The sequence below is a fragment of the Pseudooceanicola aquaeponti genome (assembly GCF_050897975.1).
GTDB lineage: Bacteria > Pseudomonadota > Alphaproteobacteria > Rhodobacterales > Rhodobacteraceae > Pseudooceanicola.
On sequence record NZ_JBPAXY010000004.1, the window covers coordinates 141,701 to 164,597 of the forward strand.

The window sequence follows — 22,897 nt, forward strand, 5'->3', positions numbered from 1 at the left end:
GCACGTAACCAGGACCCAGGAACAGGCGCGCGCATTGCATTTCTCCAGGCTCAGACTGACCGGCTTCAAAAGCTTCGTCGACCCGACGGACCTGATCATTCATCAGGGCCTGACCGGGGTCGTGGGGCCCAATGGCTGCGGCAAGTCGAACCTGCTGGAGGCGCTGCGATGGGTCATGGGCGAGAACCGTCCGACCGCCATGCGCGGCGGCGGCATGGAGGATGTGATCTTCGCCGGGGCCGCCACCCGACCGGCGCGCAACTTCGCCGAGGTCAGCCTGCATATCGACAACTCCGACCGGCTGGCGCCCGCGGGGTTCAACGATGAGGACCAGATCGAGATTATCCGCCGCATCACCCGCGACGTGGGCAGCGCCTACAAGGCCAACGCCAAGGACGTGCGGGCCCGCGACGTGCAGATGCTGTTCGCCGATGCCTCGACCGGCGCGCATAGCCCCGCGCTGGTCCGGCAGGGCCAGATCTCTGAACTGATCAACGCCAAGCCCAAGGCGCGGCGGCGGATCCTGGAAGAGGCGGCGGGGATCTCGGGCCTCTATCAGCGGCGGCACGAGGCCGAGTTGAAGCTGAAGGGCGCCGAGCAGAACCTGACCCGGGTCGATGACGTGGTCGAACAGCTGGCCGGGCAACTGGCCTCGCTGGAACGGCAGGCTCGGCAGGCGGCGCGTTATCGCGCCATCGGGGCCGAGCTGCGCCAGGCCGAGGGGATGCTGCTCTACCGGCGCTGGCGCGAGGCCGAAGAGGCCCGCAACACGGCGCTGGCCGAGCTGCGCGAGCGTTCCACCGGCGCCTCCCAGGCGGAACGGGTGGCGCGCGAGCTGGCGGCGGCGCGCCAGGCGCTGGAAGACGCCCTGCCGCCCAAGCGCGAGGAAGAGGCGATTGCGGCGGCGGTGCTGCAACGGCTTAGCGTGCAGCGCGACAGCCTGGGCGCCGAGAAGGAACGCGCCATGCAGGCGATCCTGACCCTGCAAAGCCGGATCGAACAGCTGTCGCGCGACCGCGAGCGCGAGGCCGGGCTGAACAAGGATGCGGGCGAGACCATCGAACGGCTGGACTGGGAGGCGCGCGAGATCGCCCGCGCCCATGATGGCCACGAAGAGCGTCTGGCCGAGGCCGCCGAACTGGCCACCGAGGCCGCCAGCGTGCTGTCGGACCGCGAGGCCGATCTGTCGACCCTGACCGAGGACGTGGCCCGCCTGGCCGCGCGGCACCAGTCGGCGCAGCGCCTTCTGGCCGACAGCCGCAAGGGTGCCGAGCGCAGCGAGGGCGAGGCCGCCCGCGCCCGCGAGGCCGTGGCCGAGGCGCGCGGCAAGACCCAGGCCGCCGAAGAGGCCTTCGAGGCCGCCGAAGAGCACGAGGAAATGGCCCGCGCCCAGGTCGAGACCGCCGAGGAAACCCTGGCCGAGGCCGAGGCCGCCCGGGCCGAGGCGCAGTCGGACGAATCCGATGCCCGCGCCGCGCTGTCCTCGGCCGAGGGCGAGGCCAAGGCCCTGCAGGCCGAGGTCGGTGCCCTGGCGCGGCTGGTCGAGCGGGATGCGGGCGAGGGCAAGCAGCTGCTGGATGCCCTGCGCGTCGATCCCGGCTTCGAGAAGGCCCTGGGCGCCGCCCTGGCCGATGATCTGCGCGCCCCCGTGGTCGGTGCGGGCGAGCTTTCGGGCTGGGTCGAACTGCCCGGCTACGACGCGCCCCAGGCCCTGCCTGCGGGCGCCGCGCCCCTGGCCGCCCATGTGCGGATGCCCGGCGTGCTGGACCGGCGCATGGCACAGATCGGCGTGGTCGAGGCGGGGCAGGGCGCCGCCCTTCAGGTGCAGTTGAAACCCGGCCAGCGCCTGGTCAGCCCCGAGGGCGACCTGTGGCGCTGGGACGGCTACCGGGCGGGCGCCGAGGATGCCCCCTCGGCCGCCGCCCTGCGCCTGGAACAGATGAACCGCCTGGAAGAGCTGCGCGGCGACCTGGCCTGTGCCGAGGAACGCGCCGAGGCCGCGCGCGAGGCCCATGGCGACCTGGCCGAGCGCCTGTCGCAGCTGACCGCCGCCGACAAGGCCGCGCGCCAGGCCCGGGCCGAGGCCGACCGCCAGCTGGCCGAGGCCAGCCGCGCCCTGTCGCGCGCCGAAAGCGACCGCAGCCTGGCCGCCAGCCGGGTAGAGAACCTGCGCATGGCCGTCACCCGCCACGAGGAAGAGGCCCTCTCGGCCCGCGCCCAGGTCAAAGAGGCCGAGGCGGCGGTGGCCGGTCTGGAAGACCTCGACGAGGCCCGCGCCGGGATCGAACAGATCCGCATGGCGGTCGAGGCCGCGCGCATGGCGATGATGTCGCGCCGCGCCGCCCATGACGAGATCCGCCGCGAGGGCGATGCCCGCACCAAGCGCCGCCAGGAGGTGCAGAAAGAGGTCTCGGGCTGGCGCCACCGCCTGGAAAGCGCCGACCGCCGCATCGCCGAACTGGACGAGCGCCGCGCCGAGGCGGAAGAGCAGCTGGAAGAGGCCCGCGCCGAGCCGGAAGAGCTGGAGGCGCAGCGCGAAGAGCTGACCGAGGCGATCGACGAGGCCGAGGCCCGCCGCGCCACCGCTGCCGACGCTCTGGCCGAGGCCGAAAGCGCCCTGCGCGAGGCCGTGGCGGGCGAGCGCGACGCCGAGCGCACCGCCTCGGAGGCCCGCGAGGCCCGCGCCCGCGCCGAAGGTCACGCCGAAAGCGCCGCCCAGGCGGTGACCCAGGCCGCCGAACGCATCGCCGAGGCGATGGAGATGACGCCGAAACAGCTGCTGGAAAGCCTGGACATGGCGGTCGAGGACATGCCCCCCGCCGACCGGGTCGAGGCCGACGTGAACCGTCTGAAGCGCCAGCGCGACGCCCTGGGCGCGGTGAACCTGCGCGCCGAGGAAGACGCCGCCGAGGTGCGCGGCGAACATGACACCCTGGTCAGCGAGAAGGCCGACCTCGAAGAGGCGATCCGCCAGCTCCGGAACGGCATCGCCGGGCTGAACCGCGAGGGCCGCGAACGGCTGCTGACCGCCTTCGAGCAGGTCAACGCCAACTTCTCCAACCTGTTCCGGCACCTCTTCAACGGCGGCGAGGCCAACCTGGTGCTGGTGGAAAGCGACGACCCGCTGGATGCGGGGCTGGAGATTATGTGCCAGCCGCCGGGCAAGAAGCTGTCGACCCTGTCGCTTCTGTCAGGGGGCGAACAGACCCTGACCGCCATGGCGCTGATCTTCGCCGTCTTCATCGCCAATCCGGCGCCGATCTGCGTGCTGGACGAGGTCGACGCGCCGCTGGACGATGCCAACGTCACCCGCTTCTGCGATCTGCTGGACGAGATGTGCCGCCGCACCGAGACCCGCTTCCTGATCATCACGCACCACGCGGTGACCATGGCGCGCATGGATCGCCTGTTCGGGGTGACGATGCAGGAGCAGGGGGTCAGCCAGCTGGTCTCGGTCGACCTGAAGAAGGCCGAACAGCTGGTCGCCTGAGTCCGTGGCGAAGATGTATCGCCCGTGCCGGGCGATGCCTCCGGCGGGGATATTTCTGGCAATGAGAAAAGCAAGGGGGGCACCTGAAAGCCCCGACCGCCCCCCGGCTGCAACGTAGGCCAACCGGGCGCGGAGCTTTCGTTGGCGGACGTTCCAGCCGGGGCGCCGCCTGGGCTTTGCTGTGCTCCGCCCCCTTGTGTTTCTCATTGCCCAAAATATCCCGGGGGGAATTGAGCCGAAGGCTCAAGGGGGGCAGCGCCCCCTTTTTCCCCGCCATCTGTCGCCATCCGGCGACGGGGGGGGCAGAGCCCCCGACCCCCTGCGCCCCCTAGAGCCGGTTCAGCAGCTCCGCCGTGGGCCAGCCATCCACCGGCAGGCCCAACTCGGCCTGCACCGCGCGCACCGCCGCCCGGGTGCCCGCGCCCAGGATGCCGTCGATCTCGCCCACGTCATGGCCACGCGCCGCCAGCTTTTCCTGCAAGCGCTTCATCTGCGCCCCGTCCAGGCCCGGCGCCGGATTGCCGGGATCGAAGACCGGCGCCCCTTCCAGGCGGGTGGCGAAATAGGCCGCGGTCAGCACGTAGGTAAAGCTTTGGTTCCATTCGAAGAGGGTCGAGAAATTCGGATAGGCCAGGAAGGCCGGGCCGTCCTTGCCCTGGGGCAGGATCAGCGAGGCGGGCAGATCCGCCTGCCAGCCACCTGCGCGCGGCGCCACGCCCAGGGTCTGCCACTCGGTGGGGGGCAGCGCCGTGTCCAGCCCGGCGCGGGACCAGTCCATCTGGGCAGGCAGGGTGACCTCTTGCAGCCAGGGCTGGTTCGGCGCCCAGCCAAGGGCGCGCAGCATCTTCGCCCCCGACATCAGCGCATCGGGCGCCGAGGTCTTCAGCCGCACATGGCCGTCGCCATCGCCGTCGACGCCGTTCTCCAGGATGTCGGCGGGCAGCATCTGCACCTGGCCGATCTCGCCCGCCCAGGCGCCGGTGGTCGTGGCGGGGTCGAAATCGCCATGGGCGTAAAGCTCGAGCGCGGCGAAGATCTGCGGCCGGAACAGCTCGGGGCGGCGGCAATCATGGGCCAGGGTCACCAGCGCATTGGCGGTGTTGAAATCCCCCTGGTAGCCGCCGTAGTCGGTCTCAAACGCCCAGAAGGCCAGCAGGATACCGCGCGGCACGCCCATCTCTTGCTCGATCCGGTCGAAGACGGCGGCCCATTGGCTGGCCTTGGCCTGGCCGGTTTGGATTCGGTTTTGCGAGATCAGGCGGCGGGCGAAACTGGTGAAATCCAGCTGGAACACCCCCTGGCGGCGGTCGGCGGCGATGACCTTCGGATCCTGCCGGACCCCGGCGAAGAAGCGCTGCACCAGCGCCGGGTCATGGCCACGCGCCACCGCCTCGTCGCGCAGCCCCTGGACGAAACCGGCGAAACTGCCGCCGCAGCTTTGCGCCAGGGCGGGCAGGGGGGCTGTGGCAATCGCCAGGGCAAGGGCCAGGGCGCGGGGGGCGGGGCGGAGCATGGGCGGTCCTTTCGTCATCTCTGCGTCGAAGGTAGCAGGGCGGGGGGCCCGGGCAATGGGCAGAAGGACCTATGGCGCCGGGCGGCGTCAGCCCGCGATCACCGCCAGCAGGGCCGATGCGGCCAGCAAAGCCCCCCAGAGCCGCCACAGCCAGGCGCAGGCGGCCTCGATCTCGGCCGGGCCGGGGTGGCGCCGCCCCGAAGGGTGAACGAAGGGATAGTCGCGCAGCACCCCGTCATAGCGGCGTGGGCCGGACAGGGCCACGTCCAGCGCCCGGGCCATGGCGGCCTCGGGCCAGCCGGCATTGGGCGAGCGGTGGCGGCGCGCCTCGGTCACGATCGCGCGCCAGGACGAGAGGTGACCGGAGAGCGCGGCGAGGACCAGCGCGGTCAGCCGTGCCGGGATCAGGTTCAGCAGGTCATCGCTGCGCGCCGCCGCCCAGCCGAAGGCCTGGTGCCGGGGGGTGCGGTAGCCGATCATCGAATCGGCGGTATTGACCAGCTTGTAGATCATGATCCCGGGCAGCCCGGCGACCAGGAACCAGAAGGCGGGCGCCACTACCCCGTCCGAGGCATTCTCGGCCCCGCTTTCGATGGCGGAACGGGCCACCGCCGCGTCCCCCATCTGGCCGGTGTCGCGGCTGACGATCATCGCCACCGCGTGGCGCCCCTGGGGCAGCCCCTGGCGCAGGCCCGTGGCCACGGCGCGGACGTGATCGACCAGCGAGTGTTGCGCCAGTAGAACCGCTGCCACCAGCACCTGGGGCAGCCAGCCGAAGGCGGCGATGGCGCTGCCAAGGGCCCAGCCCAGCCCGACCAGCCCGATCAAAAGCGCGACTCCCCGCGCGCGTCGGGCAGGGCCGGTGTTGAACCGCGCGTCGGCCCAGCCGATCAGCCGGCCGGCTAGCACCGCCGGATGGGGCAGGCGCGACCACAGCCAGCGCGGCTCGCCCAGCGCCGCATCCAGCAGCAGGGCCAGGCAAAGCATCAGCGCGGTACTCATGCCAGGGCGCCTTCCAGTTGCGCCCAGCCCCCGGCGGGGGGCAGGCCAAGTCGGATCCAGCGGCTGGAATAGGGGAAGGTCCGCGACCAGATGCGGTGCCGGGCCAGCCGGGTTTGCAGCGCGGCGGCGTTTTCGACTTCGTAAAGGCGGAACAGCGCGGTGCCCCCCGCCAGCGCGGCGCCCGCGCCTTGCATCGCCGCGTCCAGCCGCGCGGCGTCACGGGCCAGGCGCAGCCGGGTGGCCTCGGCCCAGGCGGGATCGGACAGGGCGGCGGTGCCCGCCCGCAGGGCCGGGCCGGACACCGGCCAGGGCCCCAGCATGTCCGCAAGCCGCGCGACGGTGCCCGGCGCGCCGATGACAAAGCCCAGGCGCAGCCCCGCCAGCCCCCAGAACTTGCCGAAGCTTTTCAGCACCAGCAGGTCGGGCCGGGGGCAAAGCGCCACATGGCTTTCACCCGGGGTGACGTCGCAAAAGCTTTCGTCGATCACCGTCAGCCCGCGCGGCGCGGGCGCCGGGTGCAGCTGCCCGGTGGGATTGTTGGGATGCACCAGCACCAGGCCGCGCGCGGGCCCATCGGGCGTGACCTGCCAACGGTGGCGGGCAAAGGCGGCGGCATGTTCGTTATAGGTGGGCTGCGGGATCTCGACCCGGCCCGGCGGCGCCAGGCGGGGGATCTGCGCGATGGCGGCCGAGGCGCCGGGCACCGCCAGCACCGCCGCCCCCTCGGGCACCTGCCAGAAGCGGCGGGCCGCGGCGATCAGCGCGGTCTGGGCGCTGGCATCGGGCAGCGCGGCCCAGTCGGCGGGCGAAAGGGCGGGCAGCGGGTAGGGCTCGGGGTTGATCCCCGTCGACAGGTCCAGCCAGTCGGCACGGGCGCCGCCAAAGCGGGCCATGGCCGCGTCAAGGTTGCCGCCGTGGTCGCGCGCGCCGCTCATCGGTGGGGCCTGTCGGGGCGGGCCGTTTCGGGGGGGCGGAAGGGGCAGAGGGGGGCACGCGGCATCGGGGCACCTGCGGTCAGTCAACGTCGGCCCGTTTCATCACATCGCGGGGCAAAAGCAAATGCCGCGGTGCTGCTGGCCGCCCGCCGCGCCGCATCCGGGCCATCGGCGGATCCGGGCGCAGCTTAACCCCGCCGGGCATTTGTTAGGACTTTGTTAAAGTTTGAGCCGCTAGGATTGTTCGTAATTCAAAAAACTGCCGCCCTCAGCTGCCGCCCGGGGCTGGCCCAAGTGGTAAGAGGCGCGTTGTGGGCAGCGTAACCGATATCAGCACCCGTGTTCCCCATCCACGGGAAGAGCTAGCGGCATGGTCTGACGGGCGCATCCATGCCCTGATCGTCGAAAGCGAGGCCAACCTGGGCTGGCTGTGGAAACGGCACCTGGACCGGATGGGCGTCGCCACCTGCCTGGCCCATGGCCAGGAGGCCGCCGCCGCCTTCCTGCACCGGGTGCCCTTCGACGTGATCGTGCTGGATCTGGTGCTGGAACGGGGCTCGGCGCTGGCGATCGCCGACCTGGCCAGCTACCTCCAGCCCGAGGCGAAGGTGATCTTCGTCACCAACACCAGCTTCTTCTCGGACGGGTCGATCTTTCGCTATGCCACCAATGCCTGCGCGTTGATGAACTCGGCCGCGCCACCCTCGGACCTGGCGGCCCTGGTCGAACACTACGGCAGCGCCCCCCGGATGCAGGCGGCGCGCAAGGCGGAAGGCGCGGGCGCCTAGGCGCCCTTTCCCCGGGGATCCGCCCGCCGCTCAGGCCGCGGGCAGGGCGTCGCGACCATGCGGCGCGGTCAGGTCCAGATCGGGGGTGATCGGTACGATGCGATGCGGATTGATCGTGTCGTGGCTGTAGTAATAGTGCCGGGTGATATGGTCGAAATGCACCGTCCCGGCCACGCCGGGCATCTGGTACAGCTCTTTCACATAGCCCCAGATCGCCGGGTAGTCGACGATGCGCTTCAGGTTGCACTTGAAATGCGTGTGATAGACCTTGTCGAAGCGGATCAGCGTGGTGAAGAGGCGCCAGTCGGCCTCGGTCACCCGCTCGCCCAGCAGATAGCGGTTCTCCGACAGGATGCTTTCGATCCACTCCAGGCTGTCGAACAGCGGGCCCACGGCCTCGTCATAGGCCTCCTGGCTGGTGGCGAAACCGGCCTTGTAGACGCCGTTGTTGACCGTGTCGTAGATCCGCGCGTTGATATCCTCGATCGGCTCGCGCAGCTCTTCGGGCCAGAAATCCTGGGTGTCGCCGGTGATCCCGTCGAAGGCGGAATTCAACATGCGGATGATCTCGGCGCTTTCGTTCGAGACGATGCGGCCGGTCTTCTTGTCCCACAGCACCGGCACGGTGACCCGGGTGGTCAGCCCCGGCTGGGCCTTCAGATAGACCTCGCGCAGGTAGTCGAAGCCGAACAGGTCGTCGCCGGTGGCGCCGTCGAAATCGCGGCGGAATTCCCAGCCTTCGGACAGCATGTCGGGATGCACGACCGAGACGGTGATGTGATCCTCAAGTCCTTTCAGGGCGCGGAAGATCAGGGTGCGATGCGCCCAGGGGCAGGCGTATGAGACATAGAGGTGGTAGCGCCCGCTTTCCGCGGCAAAGCCGCCCTCGCCCGAGGGGCCCGCTTGGCCGTCTGCGGTGACCCAGTTGCGGAACTGTGCCTCGGTGCGGACGAATTTGCCGCCGGTGCTTTCGGTGTCGTACCAGCTGTCTTTCCAGGCGCCGTCGATGAGCAGACCCATGGCTGCGCTCCTTTCTGTCGGGGCCGGGCGGCGGACGCCCGGCGGTTGACTACAGAGCTAGAGCGAGAGGGCCCGTCCGCCTAGCCCGATGGTCGCGCAGGAAACGTGCGGGGCTGCACAGGCGGGCCATTCTGGGGCGCTGGCCGCGCTTTTTCGCAAGGGGTGCCGGGGGTGGGGGGCTGCGCGGTGCTGCGGCGCGGCGTATCTGCGCCAAGATTTCCCTGTCACCACGGTGACTTCATGGTTAACCTGATCGCAAGACTCTTCGGGCCATCTGTCGGCGCGGAGCGGGACGGGATCGCCGGGGCAAAAGATGACGACATTTCTTCCGAAGGATCTGGCCGAGGGGCTGGAACAGGCCCGCAAGCAGCGGGCGCGCAAGGCGTCGCGCCTGCGGATCGAGGCCGATGGCACCAGCTATCCGGTGCTGCGCCGCTGGCAGGACGGCTTCTCGGTCGAGGCCGAACTGGCGCCGCGCCTGCGTGGCCATGTGGATCTGTTCGAGGGCAGCCGCTTTCTGGCCACCTGCCTGATCGTCGCCTCTGCCGAAGAGGGCGGCGAGATGCGCTATGAGTTCAAGCGCGCCACCCCGGCCCGGGATCGCGCCCCGCTGGATTTCTCGCAGGACGAGGATGCGCCGGTGGCGCTGATCGCCCGCCCGGACTGATCCGGGGCCCACTACAAGGCGATCCTGCATCCGGCCCGGCATCGCCCGCGCCCCTCCTTGCCGTGCGGCGCCCGCCAGGGGCCGGTTCCCGCCGACAGGCCCGTCAGAAGGGGCACCCCAGGCCCGCAGGGCTTTTCCAGGGCGCCCGGGCCGCTTACCATCGGGTCGGTTGCTGAGGGATAGGAGGATCCGCCATGGGCCGCCGGGCAAAGTGCGGGGAAGGCCCCGCAGAGACGCTCTTTCGTCAGCGCCTGCTGGGGCCAGCGCTGAAACGCGCCCATGTGCATCTGCAATCGGACCTCTCGCGTCGGCTGGAACCGCTGGGGCTGCGCGGCGCCACCTATGGGGCGCTGTCAGTGCTTTGCGACCGGCCCGGGCTGCGCCTCAGCCAGCTGGCCGACCTGCTGGGGGCGGAACGGTCGAACACCCAGGTGGCGGTCGAGGCGCTGGAACAGGCCGGTCTGATCCGCCGCGAGCGGGAGGCCGAGGACAAGCGCGCCTTCGCCCTCTGGCCGACTGCGCCGGGACAGGCGCTTTGTGCCCGGGCCAATGCCCTGGTGGCCGAGGGAGAGGACGCGGCCCTGCACCGGCTCAGCGCGCGCGACCGCAGGCAGCTGGGCGCCCTGCTGCAAAAGCTCTCGCCCCAGCCCGAGGCAGAGGACAGGGCAGGCCCGCCGCGTATCCCCTAGGCGCGGGCCCCTTTATCGCCCTGACGGGCGATGCCTCCGGCGGGGATATTTTTGGCAATGAGAAAGGCAAGGGGGCAGCACACCAAAGCCCCGATGGTCGCCCGGCTGCGGTGTGGGCCAACCGGGCGCAGGGCGCCTTGTTGGCGGACTTTGCAGTCGGGGGGCGGCCCGGGCTTTCAGGCGCCCCGCCCTTCTCTTCTCTTCTCTTTTGCCAGAAATATCCCGGGGGCTGAGCGGCGTCTCGGAAATCGTCCGGGGGACGATTTCCGCCGCGAAGGAGCCCGCGAGGGCTCAAGGGGGCAGAGCCCCCCCGCTTTTCTTGACGCGACGACCTGCGCTCAGCCGCGCAGGGGCAGGTCGAGCATCTCGCGCGCCTGCTGCCAGCTGGCTACCGGGCGTTCGTATTTGTCGCACAGATCGGTAACCCGTTTCACCAGCGCGGCGTTCGAGGGCGCCAGGGTGGTCCGGTCCAGGCGGATGTTGTCCTCCAGCCCGCAGCGGGCATGGCCGCCGCTGGCCACCACCCATTCGTTCAGCACCAGTTGCCCGGCGCCGATGCCCGCCGCGCACCATTCGCTGTCGGGCAGCAGCCGGGCCATGGTGGCGCGGTAGTAGTCAAAAACGTCGCGGTCCACCGGCATGGCGTTCTTCACCCCCATGACGAACTGCACATAGGGCGATTTTTCCAGCCGCCCGTCGGCATACATCTTAGCCGCCTGGTGGATGTGAGACAGGTCGAAGGCCTCGATCTCGGGGCGCACACCATAGGTTTTCATCTCGCCCGCCAGCCAGTCGACCAGATCCGGCGGGTTCTCGTAGACCCGGGTGGGGAAGTTGTTCGAGCCCACCGAGAGCGAGGCCATGTCGGGCGACAGCGGCAGCATCCCGCCCCGCGTCTGCCCCGCGCCGGAACGCCCGCCGGTCGAGAACTGGATGATCATCCCGGGGCAGTGCTTCTCCAGCCCTTCCTTCAGGGCGGCGAATTTCTCGGGGTCCGACGAGGGGCTTTCATCATCGTTGCGCACATGGGCGTGGACGATGCTGGCGCCTGCCTCGAAGGCCTCCTGGGTGGATTCGATCTGTTCCGCGACGGTCACGGGGACCGCCGGGTTGTCGCTCTTGCGGGGCAGCGAGCCGGTGATGGCCACGCAGATGATGCAGGGTTTGGGATCCATGGGGGCAGTTAGGCGGCTGGTTCCAGAGCTGTCAACTGCGCCGCGCGGCGCCGCTCACGGGGTGCTCACGCACAGGTGACCGGCGCGGCGCCTCCCAAAAAGAACCACTCGGCGATCCGCCCCGTAACTCCTGTGACGCTGCCCCGGAGGAGAGGGGCGGCGCACCACTCAAACGGAGGAAATTCCATGAAACGCATCCTGACCCTGAGCACCGCCCTGTTCTGCGCCGCCACCCTGCCGGCCCTGGCCGATGACCACATGGCGGGCGAGAACCCGATGGTCGGCGGCGCCGAGATGTTCGCCGACAAGACCATCGCCGAAAACGCCTCGGCCGCGCCCAACCTGACCACCCTGGTGGCCGCCGCCCAGGCCGCGGGCCTGGTCGACACGCTGATGAGCGATGGCCCCTTCACCGTTTTCGCCCCCACCGATGACGCCTTCGGCATGATCAAGGAGGACAGCCTGAACGCCCTGCTGCAACCCGAGGCCAAGGCGCAGCTGACCCAGATCCTGACCTGCCATGTGGTCGCCGCCGAGGCCTTTTCGACCGACATCATCGGCATGATCCAGGACGACGGCGGGATGCACGCCGTGCCCACCGTCGGCGGCTGCACCCTTCAGGCCTATATCGAGGACGGCATGGTCAAGCTGAAGGACGAGAACGGCCGCGTGGCCACGGTGACCACCGCCGATGTGGATCAGTCCAACGGCGTGGTCCATGTGATCGACCGGGTGATCCTTCCGGCCGGCCAGGCGGGCTGATCTCCTCCGCTCTCTCGGGCCGCTGGTCCGGGCCGGTGCGGGTCGCCCCTCGGGGCGGCCCGTTTTCCGTTTGGCACGGGCGGCCGTCTCCGGGCAGGCCGCCGGCGGCGGGGTCAATCGGGCAGGCCGGGCAGGAAAGAGATCCCCTGCACCGGGATCCAGCCCCGGTGCGTGGCCCGCATCTCGCGTTTCTCCTGGGCGCCGCAGACTTCGCGGTTGTGGCCATAGGCGATGCCTGCCCAGGGGCCGCGATATTCGAAGACCAGGAAGGTGTCGCCATGGCTCAGCACGCTGCGCTGGCGGTACTGGGGGCCCGGGCCCGCGCGCACCACCAGCTGTTCCGTGGCCGGATCGCTGAGGTCCAGAAAGACCGCCGGGTCACAGTTGCGCGCCGTGTCGCGCGGGTATTCGTAGATCGCCACGTCCGGCGGGCCGCCCAGATCGGAGAAGAGCGGCGGCAGCAGGCCGCGCGCCCCGGCCAGCAGCACCCCGCCCAGGGTCAGGCAAAGCAGGGACAGCGCCAGGACCAGCCGGGGCAGGCGCGACCGGGGCGTGGGGGAAGAGACGGGCCCGGGGGGCAGGGGCGCAGGGGGCATTTTGGCCTCCGGGCGGGGTATCCGCCGCCCCGTAGGCTAGCGTGGCGCGCCCGGGCCGGTCACGGGAAATGCCCCTGGCATTTGAGGCAATTGCCCGGGATCCCCTTGGTCCCGTCGTGCGCGGCTGAATGGAAAAGGCCCGCCCGGCGCCGCAGGGGCGCCCGGACGGGCCGGGGCCTGGCCCCGTGGAGGACCGGGCCGGAGGGAAACCCTCAGGCCAGCAGGCGCCGGGCGATCACCTGGGCCTGGATCTCTGCCGCGCCTTCGAAGATCGACAGGATCCGCGCGTCGCACAGCAGCCGCGAGGCGGTGTATTCCAGCGCGAAACCGTTGCCGCCGTGGATTTGCAGCGCATTGTCGGCGCAGCCCCAGGCGATCCGCGCGCCCAGAAGCTTGGCCATGCCCGCCTCCAGATCGCAGCGGCGGTCGTTGTCCTTCTCGAAGGCGGCGAAATAGGTCAGCTGACGCGCCACCATGATCTCGACCGCCATCATGGCGAGCTTGCCCGAGACCCGGGGGAACTGGATCAGCGGCCCGCCAAAGGCCTTGCGGTCGAGGGCATATTGCAGGCCCACGTCCAGCGCCGCCTGGGCCACGCCGATGGCCCGGGCCGCGGTCTGGATCCGGGCCGATTCGAAGGTCTGCATCAGCTGCTTGAAGCCCTTGCCCTCTTCGCCGCCCAGAAGGTTCTCGCCCTTCACGTGGAAGCCGTCGAAGCCCAGCTCGTATTCCTTCATGCCGCGATAGCCCAGCACCTCGATCTCGCCGCCGGTCATGCCGGGGGTGGGGAAGGGATCTTCGTCGGTGCCGGGGATCTTCTCGGCCAGGAACATCGACAGCCCGCGATGGTCGGTGCTGTCGGGATCGGTGCGGGCGAGCACGGTCATCACATGGGTCCGCGCCGCATGGGTGATCCAGGTCTTGTTGCCGGTCAGGGCATAATCGCCGTTTTCACCCTTCACCGCGCGGGTGCGCAGGGCGGCCAGGTCCGAGCCGGTGTTGGGTTCGGTAAAGACTGCCGTGGGCAGGATCTCACCCGAGGCCAGCTTGGGCAGCCAGTGGCTTTTCTGCTCGTCCGTGCCGCCACACAGGATCAGTTCGGCCGCGATCTCCGAGCGGGTGCCGAGCGAGCCGACACCGATATAGCCGCGCGACAGCTCTTCCGAGACCACCACCATGGAGGCCTTGCTGAGGCCGAAGCCGCCGAGGTTTTCCGGGATGGTCAGGCCGAAGACGCCCATCTCGGCCAGTTCCTCGATCACCGACATCGGGATCAGCTCGTCCTTGAGGTGCCATTCATGGGCGAAGGGGGCGACCTTTTCGGCGGCATAGCGGCGGAACTGGTCGCGGATCATCTCCAGCTCTTCGTCCAGGCCGGTGGTGCCGAAGATCCCGGCGCCCTGGCGTTCGACCATCAGCTCGGCCAGGCGCGTGCGGGCGGCCTGGCTGTTGCCACTGGCAATCAGCGTGGCGACGGGTCCTTGGGCGAAATCGGCGCCCGCGCTGGCGGGCAGGCCCAGGTCATGCAGGCGCAGGATCTCTTGCTGCGACATCTGGATGCCGCCGGCGATCTGGCCCAGGTATTCGCCAAAGGCGATCTGCTGGATCAGTGCCTCCAGCTCGCCGAAAGTGCCCTCGGCCTCCAGCTTTTCGGCCCAGGCCTGCATCTGGCGCAGGGCCTCCACATAGGTGGCCAGCCAGGCCAGGCCGTGGGTGGCGGTCTGCTCGGCCTCGACGGCCCGGGCGGAGACGCGATCGCCCTCGACCACGCGGGCACGTACCGCATCGCGGGCGCTGGCCAGCAGGCTTTCTGCGGGGGCGATGGCGGCGCCGGTCAGGCGCAGCAGCTCGGGCAGAATCGGGGTCTCGGTCATCTTCGGGTCCTGTCCGTCATGGGGCATGGGGGCAGCTCCTCCTCCGGGGTGCGTGTCTTGCTGCCCGTCCTAATCCCTTTGCAGGTGCGGCGCAATATGTTTGCGTATGGCATCTTCTTTTGGATCTATAATTACGTCACGGATTTTGCATCGCCCCGCCGTCGTGGCGGGTGTAGGCAGGCAGGATGATGGATCTAGGCATGATGGGGCCCTGGGCCTGGGCGGCGGTGGTCGCGGTGGCGCTGCTGGCGGGGCTGGTGAAGGGCATGGTGGGCTTTGCCATGCCCATGATCATGGTGTCGGGCCTGGGCAGCATCGTCGGCCCCGACTGGGCGCTGGCGGGGCTGATCCTGCCGACGCTGGCGACCAATGGCTGGCAGGCCCTGCGCCTGGGCCCGGCGGCGGCCTGGGCAGTGGTGAAACGGTTCCGGGTCTTCCTGGGGGTGGCACTGGTGGCGCTGATGGCCTCGGCGCAGCTGGTTTCGGTGCTGCCGCAGCGGGTGATGTTGCTGATGATCGGTGCGCCCATTGTCCTGTTTGCCCTGACCCAGCTGATGGGTCGCCAACTGCGCCTGGCGCATCCGCCGAAACGGGCGGTGGAGCTGACGGTGGCGCTGGTGGCGGGGTTCATCGGCGGCTTTTCCGGCGTCTGGGGGCCGCCCACGGTGGCCTATCTGACGGCGCTGGAGACACCCAAGCGCGAGCAGATCCAGGTGCAGGGGGTGATCTACGGTCTGGGGGCCGTGTCGCTTCTGTTTGCCCATCTGGGGTCGGGCGTTCTGCGGGCCGAGACGCTGCCCTTTTCGCTGATCATGGTGCCCCTGGCGCTGGCGGGCATGTGGGTCGGGCTGCGCCTGCACGACCGGATCGACCAGGCCACGTTCCGCCGCGCCACGCTTGTGGTGCTGCTGGTGGCGGGGCTGAACCTGCTGCGCCGGGCGTTGCTGGTCTGAGGGAGGGGTGCCTTGCCCCCGCCGTGGTAGCGGAGATTTGGAAGAAAGAGGGGGCTTTGCCCCCGTCTCCGTGCCGGAGACTCCCCCAGAGTATTTTCAGCCGCCGAATGAGAGAAAGAGGGCGCCCGGGGACGCTGTCGCTCTCTTTCTATTCGATGGCTGAAAATACTCCCGCCGGAGGCATCCGACGCTGGCCAGAGGCGCTGGCAGAGGGAACCGGGCGCGGCGCCTAACCCTTGCGTTTGCTGCGCGGGCTGCGGGGCGCGACCTTGGCCTCGATATGTTGCAGCACCAGCGCGGCGATATCCTTGCCCGAGACCTTTTCGATGCCTTCCAGGCCCGGAGAGGAGTTCACCTCCAGCACCTTGGGGCCATCCTCGCCGCGCAGCAGGTCGACGCCCGCCAGGTCCAGTTTCATCGCTCGGGCGGCGCGCAGGGCGGTGTCGCGTTCGGTCTTGGTGATCCGCACGGGTTCCGCCGTGCCGCCCTGGTGCAGGTTCGAGCGGAAATCGTCCGGCGCGCCCCGGCGGCGCATGGCGGCGACCACCTTGCCGCCCACCACCAGACAGCGGATATCCTCGCCGGCCGCTTCCTTGACGAAGCTTTGCACCAGGAAATCGGCCTTCAGGCCCCGGAAGGCCGAGATCACCGATTCCGCTGCCTTCTTGGTTTCCGCCAGTACGACGCCCTTGCCTTGCGTCGATTCCAGCAGCTTCAGCACCAGTGGCGCGCCGCCCACCAGTTGGATCAGGTTACCCGAATCCTTGGGGCTGCGGGCGAAGGCGGTCGTGGGCATCCCGATCCGGTGCCGCGCCAGCACTTGGTGGGCGTGCAGCTTGTCCCGCGACACGGCGATCCCTTCTGAACCGGCCAGGGAATAGGTGCCCATGCTTTCGAACTGGCGCACCACCGCCGTGCCATAGTTGGTGATCGAGGCGCCGATGCGCGGGATCACCGCGTCGTAATGGGGCAGGCGGCGGCCATCGTAGTGCACCTCGCCACCGACCGCGCGGATGTTCATGTAGCAGCGCGAGGTGTCGATCACCTCGAGCGTATGGCCGCGCGCCTCGGCCGCCTCGATGAAGCGTCCGGTCGAGTAGTTCTCGGGCTCGCGCGTCAGGATCGCCAGACGCAGGGCGCGGCGGTGCTGTTTCAGCCGGGGGGTGTCGCGGTAGCTGTCGAAAGAGAGTTCCGGCTGGCAGAAGCTTTGCGCGGGCGAGACGATCATGTCCTCGCCGATCGCCCCCCGCCCCAGCAACATGCGGTAGGCCATCGAGCCGCGATCGGTCAGGGTGACCTCGATCGGCCAGCTGCGCTTGCCCATGCTGACCTCGGTCTCGATGACGAAGCGCAGCTCGGTCTCGCCATTGGAGGAGGTCACCTCGCGGCGGTCCTTCAGCGGCGCCGAACAGATGATTTCCAGCGACTCGTCGGACGGGTCGGGATGGATGGCGAAACGCACCATCGGCTTGTCCGAGGGGCCGAAGGGTTCGATGGCGAAGGCGTGCAGGGCCGAGGTCTTGGCGCCGGTATCCACCTTGGCGCGGATCGCGGGCAGGCCCAGGGCGGGCAGCGACAGCCATTCTTCCCAGCCGAGTGTGAATTGCGGCATGTCAGGTCCTTCTTGAATGCGGGCAGGAGGGCGGGGCGGAATCGCCGGGGGCTCGGGGCGAGCTTAACAGGCGCACTAGCCAATCAAACCCGCCGGGTGCAATGGCCTTGTGACAGAGCGGCGGCAAGCGCGGGCCTTTGCTGTTTTCTTGCCGAAAATACCCCCTTGCGCGGCCCGGGCCGGGGGTGAGGGCGCAGCGCCGTCAGGAGACGAAGCTGTTGCCGAAACAGATGTCGATGGCGGCGGGGGCCTGCATGGCGGGCACCACCTCGAAGCTTTGCCGCAACAGCAGCTCGTCGCCCTGATGCACCTCGAAGCTCCAGGTGCCGGGGACAAGTTCGCGGTCGAACTCGAAGTTGAAGCTGCGCACGCCCCAGTTGGACGAGAGCGCCGGATCCCAGCTTTCGACGGTGACCTGGCGCGGGCCGACGGGCGGGTGCCGCACGGTGAAGATATAGGGGCCGGGTGGCGTGCCCGGGGCCAGGCGGATGCGCAGGCCGAAGGACAGGCCGATGTAGGCGGGCACCACGCGGCTGGTCAGGGCCAGCTGGGGGTTGCCCTCGGTCAGCAGGATATAGCCCGATTCCGTGTCCGGTGCGGGTTCCTTGCTGACATGGTCGGTGGGGCAGTAGATGCCTGCCTCGTCCATTTCCAGCGGCGCGTGGATCAGGTCGCCGCCGGGGGCCTCTGCCGTCTGGGCCAGGGCCAGGGCCGGGGCAGCGGCCAGCAGCAGGGCGGCCAGCAGCGGGGCAAGGCCCCGACGTGCAGACGCCCCGCCGGGTCGGGCGGGGCGCTGCGGGGATATGAGCGAGAGGGTCTGCATCGCCCTCAGCCGATCGCGGCGGCTTTCACGTCGTCGTCGATGTAGGGCAGGTATTGCTCGAAGTTTTCCGAGAACATGCCGACCAGCTTCGCCGCCTGGGCGTCGTAGGCATCCTTGTCGTCCCAGGTCTGGCGCGGGTCCAGCAGGGCATCGGCCACGCCCGAGACGGAGACCGGAACGTCGAAGCCGAAGTTGGCGTCCTTGCGGAATTCGGCCTCGTTCAGCGAGCCGTCCAGGGCGGCGGTCAGCAGGGCGCGGGTGGCACGGATGGGCATCCGGGATCCGGTGCCGAAGCCGCCGCCGGTCCAGCCGGTGTTCACCAGCCAGCAGGTGGCGCCGTGCTTGGCGATCTTTTCGCGCAGCAGGTTGCCGTATTCCTCGGGGCGACGGGGCATGAAGGGCGCGCCGAAGCAGGTCGAGAAGGTCGGGATGGGTTCCACAACGCCGCGTTCGGTGCCCGGGGTCTTCGAGGTGAAGCCCGAGAGGAAGTGGTACATGGCCTGCGCGGGCGTCAGCCGCGCGATCGGCGGCAACACGCCATAGGCGTCACAGGTCAGCAGGATGATGTTCTTCGGATGGCCGCCAAGAGCGGTGTCCGATGCGTTGGAGATCGCCTCCAGCGGGTAGGCGCAGCGCATGTTCTCGGTCAGCGAGCTGTCCTCGAAGTCGAGCTCGAAGGTCTCTTCGTCGTAGACCATGTTCTCGATCACCGTCCCGAACATCGAGCAGGTGGCGTAGATCTCGGGCTCGGCCTCGGCCGAGAGGTTGATGGTCTTGGCGTAGCAGCCGCCCTCGAAGTTGAAGGTGCCGCGGTCGGACCAGCCGTGTTCGTCGTCGCCGATCAGCACGCGCGCCGGGTCGGCGGACAGGGTGGTCTTGCCGGTGCCCGACAGGCCGAAGAAGATCGCGGTATCGACCGGGTTGCCCTTGGCGTGGTTGGCCGAGCAGTGCATCGGCATCACGCCCTTCTCGGGCAGCAGGTAGTTCAGCAGGGTGAAGACCGACTTCTTGTTCTCGCCTGCGTATTCCGTGCCGCCGATCAGGATCATCTTCTTGGCGAAGTTCAGCGCGATCACGGTTTCGCTGCGGCAGCCGTGCTTTTCGGGATCGGCCGAGAAGCTGGGGCAGTTGATGATGGTGAAATCGGAGACGTAGTCGTTCAGCGCCTCACGGTCGGGACGGCGCAGCAGGTGACGGATGAACAGGTTGTGCCAGGCCAGTTCCGACACCACGCGGACGTTGATCGCATAGGCCGGGTCGGCGCCGCCCACCAGGTCCTGCACGTAGTAGTCGCCGCCCTTCATGTGGGCCAGCATGTCGGCGTAAAGCACGTCGAAGGCCTCGGGGGACATCTCGGCGTTGTTTTCCCACCAGATCTTGTCGGCCACGTCGGGGGTCTTCACGACGTGTTTGTCCTTGGGCGAACGGCCGGTGAACTTGCCGGTGGTGACCAGGAAGGTGCCGCCCTTGCCCAGCGTGCCTTCGCCCTTTTTCAGGGCGGCTTCTATCAGCGCGGGCTCCATAAGGTTGTAATAGACATTGCCGAGCCCTTCGATCCCCTGATCTTCGAGCCGGAAGTGCGGGTTCACCCGTCCAAATGCCATATCTTAACACTCCTGTAGCCGCTCAGGCGCGGCGGTCCTCTCATCCGTCGCCGTCCTTATGCACCTGGGTGCAGGCGGCGGAACCGGGGCGGGACGCCTCGATATCCGGCCTCATATCATGTCGCGTTCGGATGTGAACAGGGCGCTCGGGGGAGGTTAGCGCAACCATCCTGCGTTTAGCGCAACCACACGCGGGAACCGGCCTGTGGTGGGGCAGCCCTCTGTCGCGCAAAGGAAAATTCATCCGCGCATAAGACATTTTCGCCACAATTCAATCTTTGCACGCGGCGCGATTCGCGTTTCGCCATTGCCTGATCGGTGCGGAGCGGCGATTATTGCGGCAAAATCATGTCGATAAGACTCCCAGTCAGGTCCAAGGATGCGGGCCCGGTTTTGCCAGCAAAGGTGGGCCGGGCGACAGACAGCCAGGACCGTAACGAGCAGTTTAGAAGGGAAGCCAAATGTCCAAGATCGCACTCGTGGACGACGACCGGAACATCCTGACCTCTGTGGCCATCACGCTGGAGGCCGAGGGGTTCGAGGTGGAAACCTATTCCGACGGCCAGGCCGCGCTGGAGGCCTTCAACAAGGCGCTGCCGGACATGGCGGTTCTGGACATCAAGATGCCCCGCATGGACGGCATGGATCTGCTGCAACGGCTGCGCCAGAAAACCACCATGCCGGTGATCTTCCTGACCTCGAAGGACGATGAGATCGACGAGGTTCTGGGCCTGCGCATGGGCGCCGACGACTACGTCAAGAAACCCTTCAGCCAGCGCCTGCTGGTGGCCCGCATCCGCGCCCTGCTGCGCCGCCAGGAAGCCCAGTCGGGCGAGGTGGTGGCCGACAGCGACGATACCAAGGTGATGGAACGCGGCCATCTGCGCATGGACCCGCTGCGCCACTCGGTGACCTGGAAGGGTCAGGATGTGACCCTGACGGTGACCGAATTCCTGCTGTTGCAGGCCCTGGCACAGCGTCCCGGTTTCGTCAAAAGCCGCGACCAGCTGATGGATGTGGCCTATGACGATCAGGTCTATGTCGACGATCGCACCATCGACAGCCATATCAAGCGCCTGCGCAAGAAGCTGCGCTCGGTCGATGACGACTTCTCGGCCATCGAGACGCTCTACGGCATCGGCTATCGCTACAACGAAGAGTAACGGGCCAGGCCCATGGCGCTTGCCGAAGGGATCAGGGTGCAGGACGACACGGCCAGGTCACGACGGGGCAGCGGCGGCGCGAAGGCGCACCGCGGCGATGTCGTGCTGGGCGAAGAGTTCGAGGCGCCGGGGGCGGTCGTGGACGATGAGTTCCGCGAACGGCGGGAAAAGCGTGGCCTCTTCGCGCTGAAGGCCTCGCCGCTGACGCGCAAGATCATCATCTTCAACCTGATCGCGCTGAACGTCCTGGTGGCGGGCATCCTCTATCTGAACTCGTCGCGCGACAGCCTGCTGGCGCAGCGCCAGGCGGCGCTGGTCAGCGAGGCGGATCTGGTGGCCGATGTCTTCGAGGCGCAGATCGCGCCCGGGGCCGAGGTCGACCTGCGGGCGCGCCGTGGCGTCGATGTGGCCGGCACCCTGGCCGGGCTGGACCTGCGCAGCGGGCTGACCCTGCTGGTCTTCGACGCCGAGGGCGAACTGGTGGCGCGCCGCGCCGGGGCCGCGCCCGAGGGCGCCCCGGCCGCAGAGCCGCCGACCTATGTCACCGATTTCCTGACCGCGATCTGGAACGGCATCACCACCGTCTTTTCCTCGGGCCGGGTGCCCCTGCCCACGGTCGGGATCGAGGAAGAGGCCCGGCGCTTGCTGGCCGATCATGGGGTCGGCGCGGATGAGACATCGACCGCGCGCGGCGCCGAGGGGCGGTTCCATACCGCGCTGTCCCCGATCGAGGCGGGCGGCCAGATCGTCGGCGCCGTGGCTCTGGCAGGCTCGGTGGGCGAGATCGACACCATGGTGCGCCAGGAACGTGAGCGGGTGTTGCAGATGTTCATCATCGCCACCCTGGTCTCGGTGGGCCTCAGCCTGGTGCTGGCCTCGACCATCGCCAACCCGCTGTCCGATCTGGCCGCCGCCGCAGAGCTGGGCGGCGACCGGGGCAATACCCGGCCCAAGCCAAGCCGCGTGCGCATCCCCGACCTGACCGCGCGCCCCGACGAGATCGGCCGGCTGTCCGGCGCCCTGCGCGGCATGGTCAGTGCCCTTTACGATCGGATCGACGCCAACGAACAGTTCGCCGCCGATGTGGCCCATGAGATCAAGAACCCCCTGGCCAGTCTGCGCTCTGCCGTGGGCACCCTGCGGGTGGCCAAGCGCGACGATCAGCGCGAACAGCTGATGGACGTCATCGAACACGACGTGCGCCGCCTCGACCGGCTGGTCAGCGACATTTCCAACGCCTCGCGGCTGGATTCGGAACTGGTGAAGGAAGAGGAAGAGGAATTCGACCTGCTGCGGATGCTGGGCAGCCTGACCGACTATCTGGGCGAACAGGCGGCGGGCAAGGGCATCGACTTCATCACCGACCTGCCGCAAGAGGAACTGGTCCTCAGCGGGCTGGAGGCGCGGCTGGCGCAGGTCTTCGTCAACCTGATCACCAATGCCATCAGCTTCTGCGAAGAGGGCGATGCGATCCGCGTCTGGGCCCGGCGGCGCGAGAACCGCGTGCTGGTGGTGGTCGAGGACACCGGGCCGGGCATTCCCGACCAGTCCTTGCAGAAGATCTTCAAACGCTTCTACTCGCACCGCCCGGCGTCGGATTTTGGCAATAACTCGGGTCTTGGTCTGGCGATCTCGAAACAGATCGTCGAGGCCCACGGCGGGGTGATCTGGGCCGAGAACATCCGCCCCACCGATGCCGACATCACCTCGGATCCGCTGGGCGCGCGTTTCGTCGTCGGCCTGCCGATCTGAGATGACAGCCGGGGCGGGTCAGGCAGAGGGGCAGGGGCCAGAGGTCATCCATGCCAGTTGCGTGGCGCAGGGCGGGCGCGCGGTGCTGATCCGGGGCGCTTCGGGGGCGGGGAAATCTTCGCTGGCGCTGGAGCTGATGGCGCGGGGGGCCGAGCTGGTGGCCGATGACCGGGTGATCCTGACCCGCGAGGGCAACGCACTGATCGCCCGGGCGCCCGAGACGCTGGCGGGGATGATCGAGGCGCGCGGAGTGGGGATCCTGAACGCCCGGCCCGCCGGGCCCGCCCCGGTGGCGCTGGTGGTCGATCTGGATCATCTGGAAACAGACCGTTTGCCGCCGCAGCGCAGCACGAATTTGCTGGGGGTTTCCTTAACCTTGCTTCACAATACTGACACCGCGGCTTTCGCCGCGGCGATTCTGCAATATCTGCGGGAAGGACGTCGCGCGTAGACACGCGGGGCGCGACTTTTCGCCCAAA

General features: G+C 68.8%; 19 protein-coding genes. 9 read left to right on the top strand and 10 right to left on the bottom strand.

The features are described 5' to 3' along the window. Window positions 1–34 precede the first annotated feature (34 nt). Entirely contained in the window at window positions 35–3,490 is a 3,456-nt protein-coding gene (locus ACRARE_RS10485; RefSeq protein WP_432656382.1) for a chromosome segregation SMC family protein, read from the top strand. Window positions 3,491–3,818: 328 nt separating this feature from the next. Here the strand turns inward: ACRARE_RS10485 and ACRARE_RS10490 are convergent, their stop codons facing one another. From ACRARE_RS10490 to ACRARE_RS10500, 3 genes are all read right to left on the bottom strand, one after another. Then, entirely contained in the window at window positions 3,819–5,003 is a 1,185-nt protein-coding gene (locus ACRARE_RS10490) for a lytic murein transglycosylase (RefSeq protein ID WP_432656383.1), read from the bottom strand. Window positions 5,004–5,090: 87 nt separating this feature from the next. Continuing rightward, window positions 5,091–6,005: an adenosylcobinamide-phosphate synthase CbiB gene (gene cbiB / locus ACRARE_RS10495; RefSeq protein ID WP_432656384.1), complete on the bottom strand. Its 915-nt coding sequence runs from the start codon at window positions 6,003–6,005 to the stop codon at window positions 5,091–5,093. Then, the gene (locus ACRARE_RS10500) at window positions 6,002–6,940 is read right to left on the bottom strand and encodes a threonine-phosphate decarboxylase (protein WP_432656385.1); all 939 of its coding nucleotides are present in this window, start codon (window positions 6,938–6,940) and stop codon (window positions 6,002–6,004) included. The genes cbiB and ACRARE_RS10500 overlap by 4 nt, the downstream gene beginning before the upstream one ends. Window positions 6,941–7,251: 311 nt before the next feature. On the opposite strand from ACRARE_RS10500, the gene ACRARE_RS10505 reads away from it, so the two are divergent. Then, a complete protein-coding gene (locus ACRARE_RS10505) occupies window positions 7,252–7,728 on the top strand; it encodes a hypothetical protein (RefSeq protein WP_432656386.1) in 477 nt (158 codons plus the stop codon). A 30-nt stretch (window positions 7,729–7,758) separates the two neighbouring features. Here the strand turns inward: ACRARE_RS10505 and ACRARE_RS10510 are convergent, their stop codons facing one another. Beyond that, window positions 7,759–8,748, bottom strand: coding sequence for a glutathione S-transferase family protein (locus ACRARE_RS10510; RefSeq protein ID WP_432656387.1), 990 nt, complete (start codon window positions 8,746–8,748; stop codon window positions 7,759–7,761). 313 nt (window positions 8,749–9,061) lie between these two features. On the opposite strand from ACRARE_RS10510, the gene ACRARE_RS10515 reads away from it, so the two are divergent. Together ACRARE_RS10515 and ACRARE_RS10520 are read left to right on the top strand one after the other, a co-directional pair. Next, entirely contained in the window at window positions 9,062–9,415 is a 354-nt protein-coding gene (locus ACRARE_RS10515; RefSeq protein ID WP_432656388.1) for a hypothetical protein, read from the top strand. 194 nt (window positions 9,416–9,609) lie between these two features. Further along, window positions 9,610–10,104: a MarR family winged helix-turn-helix transcriptional regulator gene (locus ACRARE_RS10520; RefSeq protein WP_432656389.1), complete on the top strand. Its 495-nt coding sequence runs from the start codon at window positions 9,610–9,612 to the stop codon at window positions 10,102–10,104. A 338-nt stretch (window positions 10,105–10,442) separates the two neighbouring features. On the opposite strand, the gene ACRARE_RS10525 is transcribed toward ACRARE_RS10520, so the two are convergent. Beyond that, window positions 10,443–11,279, bottom strand: a complete 837-nt coding sequence (locus tag ACRARE_RS10525; RefSeq protein ID WP_432656390.1) for a 3-oxoadipate:acetyl-CoA acetyltransferase — start codon at window positions 11,277–11,279, stop codon at window positions 10,443–10,445. A 186-nt stretch (window positions 11,280–11,465) separates the two neighbouring features. On the opposite strand from ACRARE_RS10525, the gene ACRARE_RS10530 reads away from it, so the two are divergent. After that, entirely contained in the window at window positions 11,466–12,041 is a 576-nt protein-coding gene (locus tag ACRARE_RS10530) for a fasciclin domain-containing protein (RefSeq protein ID WP_432656391.1), read from the top strand. Between the two features lie 113 nt (window positions 12,042–12,154). Here the strand turns inward: ACRARE_RS10530 and ACRARE_RS10535 are convergent, their stop codons facing one another. Next, window positions 12,155–12,637 carry an SH3 domain-containing protein gene (locus ACRARE_RS10535; protein ID WP_432656392.1) on the bottom strand — a complete coding sequence of 161 codons (483 nt, stop codon included), beginning with the start codon at window positions 12,635–12,637 and terminating at the stop codon, window positions 12,155–12,157. A gap of 212 nt (window positions 12,638–12,849) precedes the next feature. Beyond that, window positions 12,850–14,538 (bottom strand): acyl-CoA dehydrogenase family protein, encoded by a 1,689-nt coding sequence (locus tag ACRARE_RS10540; protein ID WP_432656393.1) that lies wholly within the window; start codon window positions 14,536–14,538, stop codon window positions 12,850–12,852. A gap of 173 nt (window positions 14,539–14,711) precedes the next feature. Between ACRARE_RS10540 and ACRARE_RS10545 the strand changes: the two genes are divergently transcribed. Next, window positions 14,712–15,464 (top strand): sulfite exporter TauE/SafE family protein, encoded by a 753-nt coding sequence (locus tag ACRARE_RS10545; RefSeq protein WP_432656394.1) that lies wholly within the window; start codon window positions 14,712–14,714, stop codon window positions 15,462–15,464. Window positions 15,465–15,693: 229 nt separating this feature from the next. On the opposite strand, the gene rimK is transcribed toward ACRARE_RS10545, so the two are convergent. From rimK to ACRARE_RS10560, 3 genes are all read right to left on the bottom strand, one after another. Next, window positions 15,694–17,076 carry a 30S ribosomal protein S6--L-glutamate ligase gene (gene rimK / locus ACRARE_RS10550; RefSeq protein WP_432656395.1) on the bottom strand — a complete coding sequence of 461 codons (1,383 nt, stop codon included), beginning with the start codon at window positions 17,074–17,076 and terminating at the stop codon, window positions 15,694–15,696. Window positions 17,077–17,278: 202 nt separating this feature from the next. Continuing rightward, window positions 17,279–17,899, bottom strand: a complete 621-nt coding sequence (locus ACRARE_RS10555; protein ID WP_432656396.1) for a DUF3859 domain-containing protein — start codon at window positions 17,897–17,899, stop codon at window positions 17,279–17,281. Window positions 17,900–17,904: 5 nt separating this feature from the next. Beyond that, window positions 17,905–19,503 (bottom strand): phosphoenolpyruvate carboxykinase, encoded by a 1,599-nt coding sequence (locus tag ACRARE_RS10560; RefSeq protein ID WP_432656397.1) that lies wholly within the window; start codon window positions 19,501–19,503, stop codon window positions 17,905–17,907. A gap of 461 nt (window positions 19,504–19,964) precedes the next feature. Here ACRARE_RS10560 and ACRARE_RS10565 point away from each other — a divergent pair, with 461 nt between their 5' ends. Genes ACRARE_RS10565 through ACRARE_RS10575 form a run of 3 tightly spaced genes read left to right on the top strand, consistent with a single transcriptional unit; the run spans window position 19,965 to window position 22,869 of the window. Continuing rightward, the gene (locus ACRARE_RS10565) at window positions 19,965–20,666 is read left to right on the top strand and encodes a response regulator transcription factor (RefSeq protein WP_432656398.1); all 702 of its coding nucleotides are present in this window, start codon (window positions 19,965–19,967) and stop codon (window positions 20,664–20,666) included. Window positions 20,667–20,678: 12 nt separating this feature from the next. Next, a complete protein-coding gene (locus ACRARE_RS10570; protein ID WP_432656399.1) occupies window positions 20,679–22,418 on the top strand; it encodes a sensor histidine kinase in 1,740 nt (579 codons plus the stop codon). 1 nt (window position 22,419) lies between these two features. Beyond that, complete coding sequence (locus ACRARE_RS10575) at window positions 22,420–22,869, top strand: HPr kinase/phosphorylase (RefSeq protein ID WP_432656400.1); 450 nt, start codon at window positions 22,420–22,422, stop codon at window positions 22,867–22,869. The last annotated feature ends 28 nt before the right edge of the window (window positions 22,870–22,897 follow it).

What these genes read in the sequence shown, in the direction of transcription:
- ACRARE_RS10490 (WP_432656383.1), bottom strand. Translation starts at nt 5,003, where the DNA reads ATGCTCCGCCCCGCCCCCCGCGCCCTGGCCCTTGCCCTGGCGATTGCC.
- cbiB (WP_432656384.1), bottom strand. Translation starts at nt 6,005, where the DNA reads ATGAGTACCGCGCTGATGCTTTGCCTGGCCCTGCTGCTGGATGCGGCG.
- ACRARE_RS10500 (WP_432656385.1), bottom strand. Translation starts at nt 6,940, where the DNA reads ATGAGCGGCGCGCGCGACCACGGCGGCAACCTTGACGCGGCCATGGCC.
- ACRARE_RS10510 (WP_432656387.1), bottom strand. Translation starts at nt 8,748, where the DNA reads ATGGGTCTGCTCATCGACGGCGCCTGGAAAGACAGCTGGTACGACACC.
- ACRARE_RS10515 (WP_432656388.1), top strand. Translation starts at nt 9,062, where the DNA reads ATGACGACATTTCTTCCGAAGGATCTGGCCGAGGGGCTGGAACAGGCC.
- ACRARE_RS10520 (WP_432656389.1), top strand. Translation starts at nt 9,610, where the DNA reads ATGGGCCGCCGGGCAAAGTGCGGGGAAGGCCCCGCAGAGACGCTCTTT.
- ACRARE_RS10525 (WP_432656390.1), bottom strand. Translation starts at nt 11,279, where the DNA reads ATGGATCCCAAACCCTGCATCATCTGCGTGGCCATCACCGGCTCGCTG.
- ACRARE_RS10530 (WP_432656391.1), top strand. Translation starts at nt 11,466, where the DNA reads ATGAAACGCATCCTGACCCTGAGCACCGCCCTGTTCTGCGCCGCCACC.
- ACRARE_RS10535 (WP_432656392.1), bottom strand. Translation starts at nt 12,637, where the DNA reads ATGCCCCCTGCGCCCCTGCCCCCCGGGCCCGTCTCTTCCCCCACGCCC.
- ACRARE_RS10540 (WP_432656393.1), bottom strand. Translation starts at nt 14,538, where the DNA reads ATGCCCCATGACGGACAGGACCCGAAGATGACCGAGACCCCGATTCTG.
- ACRARE_RS10545 (WP_432656394.1), top strand. Translation starts at nt 14,712, where the DNA reads ATGATGGGGCCCTGGGCCTGGGCGGCGGTGGTCGCGGTGGCGCTGCTG.
- rimK (WP_432656395.1), bottom strand. Translation starts at nt 17,076, where the DNA reads ATGCCGCAATTCACACTCGGCTGGGAAGAATGGCTGTCGCTGCCCGCC.
- ACRARE_RS10555 (WP_432656396.1), bottom strand. Translation starts at nt 17,899, where the DNA reads ATGCAGACCCTCTCGCTCATATCCCCGCAGCGCCCCGCCCGACCCGGC.
- ACRARE_RS10560 (WP_432656397.1), bottom strand. Translation starts at nt 19,503, where the DNA reads ATGGCATTTGGACGGGTGAACCCGCACTTCCGGCTCGAAGATCAGGGG.
- ACRARE_RS10565 (WP_432656398.1), top strand. Translation starts at nt 19,965, where the DNA reads ATGTCCAAGATCGCACTCGTGGACGACGACCGGAACATCCTGACCTCT.
- ACRARE_RS10570 (WP_432656399.1), top strand. Translation starts at nt 20,679, where the DNA reads ATGGCGCTTGCCGAAGGGATCAGGGTGCAGGACGACACGGCCAGGTCA.
- ACRARE_RS10575 (WP_432656400.1), top strand. Translation starts at nt 22,420, where the DNA reads ATGACAGCCGGGGCGGGTCAGGCAGAGGGGCAGGGGCCAGAGGTCATC.